The sequence below is a fragment of the Paenibacillus sp. lzh-N1 genome (assembly GCF_002872435.1).
GTDB classification, from domain to species: Bacteria; Bacillota; Bacilli; order Paenibacillales; family Paenibacillaceae; genus Paenibacillus; species Paenibacillus polymyxa_C.
Genome location: NZ_CP025696.1, coordinates 4,305,496 through 4,320,339 on the forward strand (window position 1 = coordinate 4,305,496; position 14,844 = coordinate 4,320,339).

General features: G+C 42.9%; 4 protein-coding genes and 2 pseudogenes. All 6 read left to right on the forward strand.

What is annotated here, in order from left to right; genetic code table 11:
- Window positions 1-127 precede the first annotated feature (127 nt).
- The 6 genes and pseudogenes from C0638_RS19560 to C0638_RS19590 all read left to right on the forward strand — a co-directional run bounded on the left by C0638_RS19560 (window position 128) and on the right by C0638_RS19590 (window position 14,829).
- Window positions 128-1,615 (forward strand): glutamate synthase subunit beta, encoded by a 1,488-nt coding sequence (locus C0638_RS19560; RefSeq protein ID WP_025674604.1) that lies wholly within the window; start codon window positions 128-130, stop codon window positions 1,613-1,615.
- A gap of 300 nt (window positions 1,616-1,915) precedes the next feature.
- A pseudogene (locus C0638_RS19565) lies at window positions 1,916-2,218 on the forward strand (isochorismatase family protein); the annotation flags it as partial.
- 105 nt (window positions 2,219-2,323) lie between these two features.
- Window positions 2,324-3,760: pseudogene (locus C0638_RS19575) on the forward strand (MFS transporter).
- A gap of 293 nt (window positions 3,761-4,053) precedes the next feature.
- Window positions 4,054-4,701 carry a carbohydrate-binding protein gene (locus C0638_RS26205; RefSeq protein WP_233902231.1) on the forward strand — a complete coding sequence of 216 codons (648 nt, stop codon included), beginning with the start codon at window positions 4,054-4,056 and terminating at the stop codon, window positions 4,699-4,701.
- Window positions 4,702-4,916: 215 nt separating this feature from the next.
- The gene (ectB, locus tag C0638_RS19585; protein WP_058712087.1) at window positions 4,917-6,197 is read left to right on the forward strand and encodes a diaminobutyrate--2-oxoglutarate transaminase; all 1,281 of its coding nucleotides are present in this window, start codon (window positions 4,917-4,919) and stop codon (window positions 6,195-6,197) included.
- A complete protein-coding gene (locus C0638_RS19590) occupies window positions 6,190-14,829 on the forward strand; it encodes a hybrid non-ribosomal peptide synthetase/type I polyketide synthase (RefSeq protein ID WP_102163711.1) in 8,640 nt (2,879 codons plus the stop codon). Before ectB ends, C0638_RS19590 begins: the two co-directional genes overlap by 8 nt.
- Window positions 14,830-14,844 lie beyond the last annotated feature (15 nt).

Here is a 14,844-nt window from a genome sequence, read left to right on the forward strand (position 1 = left end):
TTGTGATACAATAAATCAAATTCAACGAGAACAGACCCTTTCATAACACAAACAGACAAGTTCGAATTTGATTAGAATTCTGAATGGATGATCGGGGTTCATAAGCGAAGAGATGGGGGAACGTAACATGTCTACACCAACTGGATTTATGGAATACACACGACAACTTCCTACAGACCGGGACCCGGCAGAGCGTATAAAGGATTGGGAAGAATTCCATAAGCATATGTCTGAAGAAGAGCTGCGTACCCAAGGGGCGCGTTGTATGGACTGCGGAACTCCTTATTGTCATACGGGGATGGATCTCATGGGAGCAACTTTAGGCTGCCCGGTTCATAATCTTATTCCGGAATGGAACAATCTCGTATATCGTGGTTTGTGGAAGGAAGCGTTAGACCGGCTGCACAAAACGAATAACTTCCCCGAATTTACGGGCCGTGTTTGTCCTGCGCCATGTGAAGGCTCATGTACTGTTGGCCTTATCGGGCAGTCTGTTACCATTAAGACAATTGAGGAAGCGATTATCGAAAAAGGTTTTGAGGAAGGCTGGGTTGTTCCTAACCCGCCGGAAAAACGTACAGGCAAACGAGTGGCGATTGTTGGCTCGGGTCCTGCGGGATTGGCTGCGGCAGCACAGCTTAACAAAGCAGGGCACAGCGTGACTGTATATGAGCGTGCAGATCGTGTAGGTGGGTTGCTGATGTACGGAATCCCATCCATGAAGCTGGATAAGAAGGTTGTACAGCGTCGTGTAGACTTGCTGGAGGCTGAAGGTATTCAATTCATCACGAATACGGAAATTGGCAAGGATATCCCTACTGAACAGTTGGTTGCCGACTATGATGCGGTTGTGCTATGCGGTGGATCTACAAAGCCGAGAGAATTCGATATTGAAGGCAGTGATTTGAATGGCGTCCATTATGCTATGGATTATTTGAATGGCACCATCAAAAGTTATCTGGATTCTAACCTTGAAGATGGCAACTATTTGTCTTCCAAAGGTAAGGACGTTATTGTTATCGGTGGTGGTGATACAGGTTCGGACTGTGTAGCTACTTCTTTGCGGCATGGTTGCCGGAGTGTCACTCAATTTGGCACACACACCAAAGCTCCACTGGAACGTGATCCGATTGCCAATCCTTGGCCGCAGTTTCCGAATGTGTACTCTCTCGATTATGCACAGGAAGAAGCGAAAGCGTTGTTCGGGGAAGACCCGCGTGAGTTCTCCATCATGACAACCAAATTTGTAGGTGATGAGAATGGCAATCTGAAAGAACTGCACACCATTCAAATCCAACGTATTGTTGATGAAACTGGACGTAAAATCTATCAACCGATTCCAGGTACGGAACGTGTATTCCCAGCACAAATTGCGCTGATTGCAATTGGGTTTGATGGGCCTGAGCAAACGATTGTGAAGGAAATCGGTTTGGAAACGGACCGTCGCTCCAACGTTAAGGCACGTTATGGGAAATATGTGACGAATGTGGATAAGGTGTTTGCTGCGGGTGACATGCGCCGCGGACAAAGTCTGGTTGTGTGGGCTATTAATGAAGGTCGAGAAGCAGCACGTGAAGTTGATAAATACCTCATGGGTACTACTGTTTTGGTGTAATTATAAATTTAATTTACGAATCAAGTAAAGGCTCCATCTTAGGATGGGGCTTTATTTGTGTTTCAAGCATTGTCGCTAGTTGTTGAATCCAATTTTCTAGGGAGGTGTACAAAAGGGTGTAAATTTAATGTCATATAAAATGACTTTGAATTGAGTCTTTAATCATGCAACTGTTATTTATAGTGATCATAACATAAATAAGGAGGGTGTGTGTAGCCTTTTTAAAGAAAAATACTTTTATTTTACAAAATAATTAGCTGAAAACTTAAATATATGTAATATAAATTAACATAAATGTGAGTCGCCGAAACAGACCACATCATTACTAAAAAGCAATGGGGAGCTTTTTACGGAACGGAGCTCGACCTGCAGTTGCGTCGCCGGGGAATCGACACCATCGTCTTATGCGGCATCGCTACCGGGCTTGGCGTGGATACGACCGCGCGGGAAGCGTTTATGAATGGGTATCAGCTGATTTTGGCGATCGATGCCATGACCGGGTTTTCTCAAGCCGAGCACGATCACGTGAAAAATTTTATTTTTCCACGCATCGGGCGTGTTCGGACAACACAGGAAATCATTTCTGCCTTTGCTGAAGTTTGAACCCAAAGGAGATGTGCCCTTGGATTTATCAGGTTCCAGGGGTCGTTTTTTTATTTCAGGAGGTTGGTCTCTATGACCCAAAAGAGAAGTCCCAAGTCCGATAGGATGTACCCCTGGTATGTCTTATCTGTAACCAGTCTCGGAGCGTTCCTGGTTCTGGTCAATATCGGAACGCTTAATGTCGCATTGCCGGAATTAAGCCAGCAATTTCATGCGAATGCGGCAGCTTCCAGCTGGATTTTACTTTCCTATATGCTGGTAAACACTATCCTGATTTTAATCTTCGAACAAATTTCGGATATTTTCGGAAGAAGCCGAATGTATTTAATAGGAATGGCCATCTTTACCGTATCCAGTTTACTACTCGGTTATGCTTTTAATGTAGAGGTACTAATCCTTCTTCGGATCGTACAGGCTGCCGGAGGAGCGCTTGTAGTGACGAACACAACACCGCTGATTACCGATGCGTTTCCCCAATCGCAGCTGGGCACCGGTCTCGGTCTGAATTTATTGTCCGCTTCCGTCGCGCAGGTGCTTGGCCCGGTCGTCGGCGGCGTGGTCACGACCGCCTGAGGCTGGAGGTGGGTGTTCTGGTCTAATGTTCCCTTCGGGATCATTGCTCTCATCTGGGGGCTCTGGATTCTAAGGGTGAAGCCCCTAGCGCAGCTCCATAAAAAAGTGGACGGATATGGAGGCATCATGATCTTTGTCGCTTTAGCGGGTCTAATCATTGCTTTATCCAAGGGGGGAGAACTGGGCTGGGGAGACAAGCAGGTGATCGGAGGTTTTGCGATATTCGCCATATTTACTACTATATTTTTATGGCATGAGCATCGTTCAGCATCACCTCTACTAGATTTAAGCCTTTTTGAAAGCTGGACGTTCAGTATGGGGAACATCGCTACATTCTTTAATTCTTTTGCCCGTACGGCGGTTGCTCTGCTCTTCGCTCTCTATTACCAATTTGCCTTCCACCAAAACGCGCTTAATGCCGGTCTAAGGATCCTTCCAATTACGATAGGGATGTTGGTCATTTCTCCGATTGCTGGCATGTTGACTAAGAAGGCGGCCATTCGAGTTCTGGCCTCACTTGGAATTCTTATTTCTATAGCAGGACTACTACTACTCCTATTCGTGGTCGGTGGAAATTTCTCTTACGGGGTCACCGCTTGCGGCATGTTGTTAATCGGGGTCGGGACCGGTTTATTCCTTACCCCCAATACGACGGAGATCATGTCAAGCGTTCCGGAGCAAAGCCGCGGGGTGGCGAATGGACTGCGGTCCATGCTATATAACTTGGGTCAAGTGCTGAGTACGGCTCTTTCTTTAACCATCGTCGGCGCAGCGCTGCCAGCCCACCTGAAGAACGTGCTGTATTCCGGAAAGAACAATGTGATTTCTGCCGTTGATTTTGCTTTCGTCATTCACGGTTACCGCTGGGTCATCATCGCACTAATAGGGACTTCTCTACTCGCTCTTGCTGCCTCGTGGTTCCGTCCGCAACAGAAAAAAGCTTACGAAAGCTCTTCAGCGGCCTCTTGACTTTGACGCATTGATGCCGCGTCAATCCGTCCGATCCTCATCGATCGGTCCTGCGGCTGCCGCCATAACCCCAGCGCGTCCGGTAAGCCCAAACTTCTGGAGCTAGCGATATATATCCGGCGGGTAGTGGAGCGTTGCGATATACTTTCACACGACACCAAGATATCCTCTTCTCCTAAATTCCGCCTTTTGGAGGCGCGAAAAAGATGAGAGTTCTAAAGTTAGAACATGTAGGTGTTCTAACACATAACGAACATTGTTCTTTACGAACAATGTTCGTTATGGTATAAATATTGTGTGAACGTCCAAATACTGCCTATGCGGTAAATGATACAGTAACATATAGTGGAAGTACTTATACCTGTCTTCAGGCACATACTTCCCTTGTAGGCTGGGAACCATCCAATGTTCCTGCTTTATGGAAGAAAGGCGGCAGCGGAACTACGCCACCTACAACACCGCCAACAACGCCACCAACAGGTCCTTCAGTAACAAAGCCTTCCGAAGTTCCAAGCCACATATGGACATACACAATGAATGCGGGCGATAAATTCGGTAAAGGCGGAGATTTTGCTTTATTGCTGAGTGCTGTGATCAAAAAGGAAAGCAGCTTTGGAGCAGGCTTACCAGGCAGTCCATCAGCCGGCGACGGATTGATGCAGGTAGAACCAAACACACGTAATGCTTATTTATCTCAATTCAGCTCAAAATTTGGCCGTGCTTATAATCACGGCAGTGAACAAGATCAGGTATGCTTGGGCGGACTGATTTTAAATGAAAAGATTACTAGATTCGGCAACATATATAATGGTTTATTACACTATAACGGAGGAGATAACTGGTATCCGGGAGCTACAGACTCTTATGGCCGTCCTATTCTGGCCAATCAATATGCAGATGCAGTTTACGCTACTTATAAGGGCTATGGCGGTAAGAACTAAGATGTTATTTATTTTCCACCCTTGCAGGTTTTACAATCCTACCGTACATGTACACCCAGTTTTGTAAGTAATACCGGGAGTGGGCGGGGGAGGACAAAGGCAACGATGCACATCCACCACAAGCCGGGAGAGAACATGGATGTGGATTGGGCCGGAAAAATAAACTGAAGTTAGTGTTTAAACACTAACTTCAGTTTAAGGGAGGAATTATGAGTATGGAAATTTTTGAGCAGTATGAATCCAACGTAAGAGCATATTGTAGAAACTTCTACGATGTGTTTGACCGGGCTAAAGGTGCACTGATTTATTCAGAATCCGGAAAGAAATTTGTTGATTTTTTTGCAGGAGCAGGAGCTTTAAATTATGGACATAACAACGAATACATCAAACAAAAGATACTCGCTTATCTTGAATCGGACAGTATTACTCATGGGCTTGATATGTACACAAAAGCGAAACGTGAATTTATCGAAAAATTCTCGCAGATCATATTGGAACCCCGAAAGTTAAACTATAAAATTCAATTTTGCGGGCCTACAGGTACAAACGCTGTAGAAGCATCGCTGAAGCTTGCCCGAAAGATCACTAAACGGACTGGTATATTTGCGTTTATGGGAGGATTTCACGGAATGTCGCTGGGGAGTCTGGCTGTTACCAGCAACATTCAGAAAAGATCTTCCTCCGGCATAGCATTATCCGATGTTACCTTTTTCCCATACTCCGAGAGTCCAATTGACTCATTCGATACTATTGAATACATGGAAGCCGTTCTAAACGACGGTCACTCGGGAATCGAAAAACCGGCGGCTATTATATTTGAAACCATTCAGGCGGAAGGCGGCGTAAATATAGCTTCACCCGAATGGATGCTCAGGCTGAGGGAACTTAGCGACAGACACGGTATTCTACTGATTTGCGATGACATTCAGGTTGGCTGCGGACGCACCGGACCGTTCTTTTCATTTGAACGTGCCGGGATGATCCCTGATATTGTACTGCTTTCCAAGTCAATCAGCGGGTATGGCCTTCCCATGTCTATTCTGCTGATGAAACCGGAACTTGATGTCTGGAAGCCTGGTGAGCATAACGGTACGTTCCGGGGAAACCAGCTTGCTTTCATTGGAGCTACAGCTGCGTTGGAATATTGGGAAATGAATAATTTGGAACAGTCTGTGAAATATAAGGAAGCATTTGTAAGAGAATGTTTAACCAAGCAGATTTTGTCATTACATAAGGGCCTGACCATTCGGGGTGCAGGTTTGATTTGGGGTATTGATTTTTCCAATGTGGAGGATGAGCGAATCACGCAAAAAGTAGTAGAGGAATGTTACCAAAACGGTTTAATCATCGAAAGCGCAGGAAGAAAAGACAGTGTTATAAAACTTATGCCTCCGTTAACCATCGAGCTTGAACTTTTGCAGCAGGGTTGTTCAATTATCAGACAAGCTATTCAAGAGAATATAAATAAAGTATTGGAGGTCGAAAGTTATGGATAAAATCGCCATTATAGGAATAGGATGCCGTTTGCCAGGAGGAATAAGGGGGCCTGAGGAGTTCTGGGAAGCATTGACTGCGGGAAAAGATATGACTTCCGATTTACCCGAAGGCCGCTGGGATTTAGAAAAGTTTTATGATCCTGACAAATCAAAGCCAGGCAAGCATTACACCTGTCATGGTGGATTTTTAGATAAAATAGATGAGTTTGACCCTTTGTTTTTTGGTATTTCTCCAAGGGAAGCGGCCTTTCTTGATCCACAGCAAAGACTGATGCTGGAGACATCATGGGAAGCAATGGAAGATGGAGGCTTGGATCCGGCCAAGCTAGCAGGAACCAATACCGGTGTCTTTGTAGCGGGCTTCACCCTTGACTATCAAGCAATACAATTTAAAAACGAATCGGTTGAAAGTTTAGATACACATTCGGCAACGGGTATGATGATGACAATGTTGTCCAACAGGATTTCATATATATATGATTTCAGAGGTCCAAGTTTGTCTGTAGATACAGCGTGTTCGGGCTCTTTGGTTGCAACACACCTTGCATGCGGGAGTTTATTGAATAATGAATGTAATCTCGCAATAGCAGGCGGAGTAAGTGTTATAGCTACACCTGAGTATACCATAGCGGAAAGTAAGGGTGGTTTTTTATCTCCCGATGGACGGTGCAAAACTTTCGATTCCAGTGCAAACGGTTATGCAAGAGGAGAAGGAGCCGGCGTTGTGGTTTTAAAACGCCTGTCAGATGCTATCGAAGACGGAGATAGGATTTATGCCGTAATAAGTGGATCGGGTGTAAACCAGGACGGCCACACAGACGGGATTACTGTTCCAAACGGGCAGGCTCAGGAAAACTTAATGAAGGAGGTATACAAAAAGGCAGGAATATCACCTTCAGATATAACATATATTGAAGCTCACGGCACCGGCACTCCGGTTGGAGACCCTATTGAGGCTAATGCAATAGCACGAGTGGTTTCAACAGACAGGCCAAAAGATAAAAAGTGTATTGTCGGATCTGTTAAGACAAACATTGCCCACCTTGAGGCCGCTGCAGGAGTTGCCGCACTGATAAAAGCTTCACTAATCATAAAGCATAAGCAAATACCTCCACATCTGCACTTTAAGAATCCAACCCCTAAAATTCCCTTTGACGATTTATGTATACGAATTCCTCAGACCCTGGAGCCTTTGCCGCAACCCGCATTGGTTGGCATAAATTCATTCGGTTTTGGAGGAACAAATGCCCATATCCTCTTGGAGGAAGCTACAGATCTCCAAAAAGAGGGTACTCCTGAAGTTAATGTAAATACCGGATGGCCATATATGATTCCCATATCTGCGCGCTCAGAAAAGGCGCTAAAAAACTATGCGCAAAAGTATGTTGATTTTATTAATGGAAGTGGAGAAAGTATTTCTTTATATGATATTGGAAGCATGATGAGCAAAAAGCGCACCCATCATGACTATAGACTAGCGGTTTCGGCATCTTCAAAGGAAGAACTTGCAGGAAACCTGGAAGCGTATATTAAAGGACAAGCACGCCAGGGGATGTCTGCGGGAAATGTTGAGGCAGGAAAGTACAATAAAGCTGTTTTTGTATATACAGGTATGGGGCCCATATGGTGGGCTATGGGCAGAGAGCTCCTTGAAAAAGACCCTGTGTTTAGAAATATGATAGAAAAATGCGATAAACTTACACGTCAGTATGCTGGATGGTCTCTACTGGAGGAACTTCTCGCCGATGAGGAGAATTCACGTCTGGACCAGCCCCAGTTTGCTCAACCTGCCAATTTTGCTGTTCAGGTGGGTTTGACTGAAGTATGGAAATCCTTGGGTATTATACCCCATGCGGTGGTAGGACACAGTGTTGGAGAAGTGGCTTCTACATATGTTGCAGGAATTTACAGCCTTGAAGATGCCATGTTGGTAAGTATTCACAGAAGCCGTGCACAGCAAAAAGCAGTAAACAAGGGCACAATGCTGGCGGTAGGTTTACCAGAAAAAGAAGTTGTGGCCCTGCTGGATGAGAACATAAAAGGTGTTTCAATGGCAGCAATCAATAGCCCAAATTCGGTAACTTTGTCAGGTGATCCTGATGCCCTTGAGCAGATCCAAAAACAGTTGCAGGATAAGGGGGTTTTTGCGCGGCTTTTAAAGGTCAATGTAGCGTATCACAGTTACCAAATGGAACCATATGAGCAGGAGCTATTGGAGGCATTAAAAGGAATAAAGTCCCAGCCTGCCGGGATACCGATATATTCCACGGTTACAGGGAAAATGCTGACGGGTACAGAGTGTGATGGACATTACTGGTATAAAAATGTAAGAGAGCCGGTACGTTTTGAAGCAGCAATGTATGAAATGATTTCGTTGAATTATAACTTATTTATTGAGGTGGGCCCTCACCCTGTTTTAGCAGCTTCTATTTCTGATTGTCTGTCAGCTAAAAACGTTGAAGGTAAGAAGTTGTTCTCTATAAAAAGAAATGAAAACGAACAGGTTTCAATACTGGAGAACTTAGGGAATCTATATGCACTGGGATACCCTATAGATTGGAACAAGATTTACCGGTACCAAGGTGAGTTTGTAAGTCTCCCTCTTTATCCATGGCAATGGGATAAATACTGGATGGAAACGCAGGAATCAAGTGAATTTAGGCAGGGAAAAAATAAGCACAAGTTTTTAGGACGCCGTTTGAAAACTTCCAGCCCTATATGGGAGATTGAACTTAATACTACCTATATGACGTATCTTTCTGATCATAAAATACAAGGTATAGAAGTTTTCCCCGGAGCAGGGTATGTAGAGCTGGGAATGGCTTGTGCCAGAAGCTATTTTGGAGAGGGTTTTTATACAGTTGAAGATATAAAGTTTGAAAATGCTTTATTTTTAAATCAAGGAGTATCACCTGTGGTGCAGGTGGTTTTGGATCCAAAAACCGCAAAATTCGAGATTTCAAGCAGGATACCGGGACAAGATAAGACTTGGACATGCAATGCATCCGGCACAATAAGAAAACGGCAAAACATAAAGATCACTGCTAAAGATGAGTTGATTCAAATACTTGGCAATTGTACCAAAGAATACGGAAAAGAAGTATGTTATAAAACCTTCTATCAAATGGGTTTCCATTATGGTCCTTATTTCCAAGGTATAGACAAGATATGGAAAGGTGATAACGAAGCTCTTGGCAGGATCGAGATCCCTAAAATACTGGAGATTGATAGCTCTATCTACGGTCTTCACCCGGCGGTATTGGACGCCTGTTTCCAGGTTACCATTGCGGCAGTTGCACCACTTAATGAAGATGAAAATAACGAAGGCCAATCATTCCTACCTGTAGGAATAGACAGGGTGCAGCTTTATGGAAGGCCGGAGCCTGTCATGCTTTGTCATACGCAGATGGTAGATAGGAAAGATAATAATTTGAACGCCAACATCCGTCTATATAGTGAGGACGGAAATCTAATCGCCGAAATACTGGGCATAAGAACTAAGGAACTTGGAAATAGTGGAGGGTCTGATGCTGGAAGAGTTAAGGATTATCTTTATGAGATAAACTGGGAGCTTCTAAAAAGTGAAGAAGTTGATACCCGCACAGCTGCTGCTAACTCTGGAGCATGGCTTATTTTTGTGGATCATAAAGCAGCAGGAAAAGAACTGGCAAATCTCCTTGAAAAAAGGGGAGAAGAATGCTTTATGGTATATCCTGGTGAGAATTTTGGTTGGCAGTATGAAGAACGTGAGATATATATAAACCCTCGAAGCATTGAGGATCTTAGAGCGTTGTTTGATGAATTCTCAAAAATTAAAACGAAGCTAACAGGTATTGTATATATGTGGAGCCTCAATATCCTTGAGATCCAGGAAGTTAGCAATACAGCTATAGAAAAAGCTTGTTTTGAAAACCTGTTTGTATTAAAACACCTGGTACAAGCAACCACAAATCTGGGATTAAATTTTAAGCTGTGGGTTATTACAAGAGGAGCCCAAATGATCAACAGGGCTACTCCAAATTCTGCATTCTTACAGTCGTTGGTATGGGGCCTTGGCACCGTCATAGGTTACCATGAGTTGCCTTCAAATTGGGGAGGCCTTGTAGACCTTGACATAGAGGCCAATGCGGGTGAAATGGAAATGCTGTTAAAAGAAGTCTTAGGTAATGGAGAGAACCAAATTGCTTTCCGTAATGGGAATAGACTTGCAGCAAGAATCGATAAACTGCGGATTGATATGCAGCATCAAGTACCCGTACATCTTCGCCCCGATGGAAGTTATGTTATTACAGGTGCTTTTGGTGGCATAGGTATGATTACAGCCCAGTGGATGGTTGCCAAGGGAGCAAGACATCTGGTACTGCTTGGACGCGGAGAATTTCCAAAACGTTCTGAATGGAACAATGTAGAGCCAGGCAGCAGCCTTGCAGAGAGGATTGAGTTTGTTCGTAAGCTGGAGTCCCAGGGGGCAACAGTATATATTGGATCAGTGGATGTAACTGATGAGGAAAAGCTTGCTGGATTTTTTAAAGATTTTGATAAGGAAGAAAGGCCTCCTATTCGAGGTGTTGTACATTCTGCTGGTATTACGGATGATCAATTTCTTGAGGTTAGTAAAGATGAGACTTTTTATAGGGTCCTTTCGCCTAAGGTAAATGGTGCATGGAACCTTCACCGTATGACAGAGGGACGGCCTATTGACTTCTTTATTTTATTTTCTTCAGTTGCTTCTGTATTTGGTTCACCAGGCCAGGGAGCATATGCAACTGGGAATGCCTTTTTGGACTCACTTGCACATTACCGTTTATCGAGAGGACTTCCTGCACTGAGTATCAATTGGGGACCATGGTCAGAGGTTGGAATGGCTGCAAGGTTTATGAAACGTGATCCGGAGTATTATATACAAAAATCCATAGAATCTGTAACGGTAGAAAAGGGAATTAGGGCTATGGAGCACCTTGTTGGAGAAGCTGTTGCACAGTCTGTGGTTCTACCTATACTCTCGTGGCAAACGTTTGGGGAAAAATGGTTCTCACCCATGAGTTCTCCACATGTGCTTAAAACTCTTTTGCAAGATGAGTCAGGACAACAAGAGAATATAAATAAATCAAAGGTGGATGTTGATATCCTGGAGGATATTATTTCATCTCCAATACAGAGCAGGCAGAATATCGTTGAAATGCATATTAAAACAATAGTAGCGAAGGTTTTGCGTTATAATCCTGAGGATCTAAGTACCAAACAACCACTAACTGTTTTTGGGATGGATTCATTAATGGCCACCGAAATAAAAAACAGGATGGAGGTTGCCTTTAAAACACCTGTTTCCATAGTAGAACTTCTTAAGGGTTCCAGCATATACGATCTTTCCGAGCAAATGATATCAAAGCTATACGAATCGGGAAAGATTTCAGAACAGGATTCCCTAAATATGGGTAAGGCTGAGCTTGAAAGAATACCTAAAGTTTCTGAAAAAGAGTACTATGAAACCTCATCTGCACAAAAGATGATGTATATCATTAATAATCTTGAGGGTAACAACATTGGGTATAACATACCTGTGGGAATTTTATTTGAAGGTGGGATTGAAAGGGTTGCCCTTGGGGAAGCATTAAAAACATTGATACAAAGGCATGAAGCATTTAGGACATCCTTTGAGATGATTGATGGGGAGCTTGTGCAAAGGATACAAGATGAAGTTGATTTTACTATAGAATATTTTGAGTCTGAGGAAGACGGAGTAGAGAAAATAATCGATGAATTTGTAAGACCGTTCGATTTAAGCAAAGCACCCTTAATAAGAGTAGGTCTTATAGAAATCCATGCTAGCAGGCAAATACTTTTGCTTGATGTACATCATATAGTCTCGGATGGAACTTCAATAATCAGGACTTTTGATGAAATAGTTTCTATATTAAGTGGTGAAAGCCTTCCGGCAATGGAGGTGCAATATAAGGATTTTGCCCAGTGGCAGAATGGCTTGTTTAGCACTGAGGTTTACAAAAAGCAGGAAGAATACTGGCTTAATAGGTTCAAGGGTGAAATTCCTATCCTTGATATGCCTACAGATTATCCTAGGCCTGTCCTTCAAAGCTTTGAAGGAAATAGGTTGCTATTTGATTTAGACAGTCATTTGATGGATAAATTAAATGTACTTTCCTCCCAAACAGGAGCCACCGTGTATATGATACTTCTTGCGGCATTAAATACACTAATGTATAAATACTCAGGACAGGAAGACATAATTATTGGTACTCCTATAGCGGCAAGAACTCATTTTGATACTGAAAGAATACTGGGGATGTTTATAAATACCCTGGCATTAAGGAATTTCCCAGAGGGAAATAAGGCCTTTACTGAGTTCTTGGAAGAAGTAAAAGAAAGCTCCTTAGAAGCATATGAAAATCAGGAATACAGGTTTGATCAGTTTGTGACAAAACTTAACGTAAAGAGAGATTCAAGCAGAAATCCTTTATTTACTGTTATGTTTAATATTGTTCCTTCTGATGAGCATATTATGGAACATCGTGGTGAATTAAAGTATTCCAAATATCCGGTTGAAAGTAAAACATCAAAATTTGACCTAACATTCCAGTTGATACCAGATGGTCATAAAATAATATTATGGATGGAATATGCTACACGTCTGTTTAAGAAGGAGACGGTAGAAAGGCTTGTTCAGCATTACTTTAATATCCTTGAAGAGATAACCTCAAACCCTGAAAAAAAACTATCAGAAATCAATATGTTATCCCAAGAAGAAAAGGAGCGAATAATATACGGCTTTAACGATACGAAGGTTGAATTTGAACATCACCTGACGGTACACCACCTGTTTGAGCAGCAGACGAAAGTACGTCCAGACAATATAGCAGTAGCGTATGAAGGCCGTAGATTTACATATGGCCAGATCAACCAAAGGGCAAACAGGATAGCAAGGTACATGCTAAAGGCTGGCACTGGTAGAGAAGAAGCCGTAGTTGTCATGCTGGAGAGGGGACCCTTATTTGTAGAATCGGTACTTGGTATATGGAAAGCAGGGGGGGCTTACATACCTGTAAATCCAAAATACCCTACACAAAGGGTGCTTGATATATTTAAGGAATCTAAAGCTGCCTATGTGTTGACCTTATCAGATTATGTGACCCAGCAGCTTAGTGAGAACTATAAAGGCCGAATTATATACCTTGACCAGTGTGAAAAAGAGATTGAGGCTGAAAGTGGCGAAAACCTAGATCTAGATATAGACATAAATAGTTTGGCCTATGTTATATATACATCTGGTTCAACTGGTGTACCAAAGGGAGCTATGATAGAGCATCTTGGCATGATAAACCACATCCATGCGGAAATAAAGGAACTTTGTATAACTAACAACAGCATAATATCCCAGAACTCGCCTCAATACTTTGATGTATCTGTATGGCAGTTCTTTGCAGCCCTAACCATAGGAGCTCAAATTATCATCTATCCAGATGAAATAGTAAAGGATGTTGCAAGGTTTACGAATCGGATCATAGAAGATGGCATAACGGTCCTTGAGGTGGTACCTTCATACCTTGCTTTAATGCTTGAGTATGTGGAAAATACAGGGAATAAACCGGAAAAACTTCATTACTTGCTGATAACGGGAGAAACCGTAAAATCCGGCATAGTAAGGAAATGGTTTGACCTATGTCCAAATACTAAAGTAGTTAATGCCTACGGACCTGCAGAGGCAGCGGACGATATTACTCTATATACTATGGAAGCTGCTCATGAAGGAGAGAACATTCCTGTAGGCAAGCCTATACAAAATATGAATCTATATATAACAGATAAAAACATGAACCTGTGCCCTATCGGAGTAAAAGGAGAGATCTGCGTCTCTGGAACAGGTGTAGGAAGGGGTTATTTAAATGACCCTGAAAAAACAGCCCATGTATTCCTTGAAGATCCTTTCAGAAAAGAAAAGGGGATAAGGCTGTACAAAACAGGAGACCTGGGAAGATGGCTGCCTGACGGGAATATCGAATTCCTGGGCAGAATAGACCATCAGGTTAAGATCCGCGGATACCGAATAGAGCTTGGAGAAATAGAAGCTCAGCTTCTAAAACATTCTTCAATAAAAGAAGTTGTGGCAGCAACAAGGGAAGACCCCCAAGGGAACAAGTACATCTGTGCATATATAGTTGGAGAAAGTGAATTGACAATACCGGAATTAAGGGAGTATCTCTCCAAAGATCTGCCAGACTACATGATCCCTTCATATTTTGTACAGTTGGAAAAACTGCCTTTATCAGCGAATGGCAAGGTAGATAGAAATGCCCTGCCTGCCCCTGATGGAAATATTAATACAGGGGTAGACTATGCTGCACCATTCGGTGAAATTGAGGAGAAGCTTGTACTGATATGGAGCCAAATCCTTGGAGTCCAGAAGATTGGAGTAAATGATAACTTCTTTGAATTAGGAGGAGACTCATTAAAGGCAACCAATCTTGTATCAAGGGTTCATAAAGAATTTGACATAGAATTTGCATTAAAAGAAGTGTTTATGGGTCCTACAATTTCGGCAATAGCAAAAAGTATTAAAAATAGACTTAACGATACAGTGGAAATCGAAGAAATTTTAAGCATGATTGAAAATCTATAAATAGGAATTAAAAGA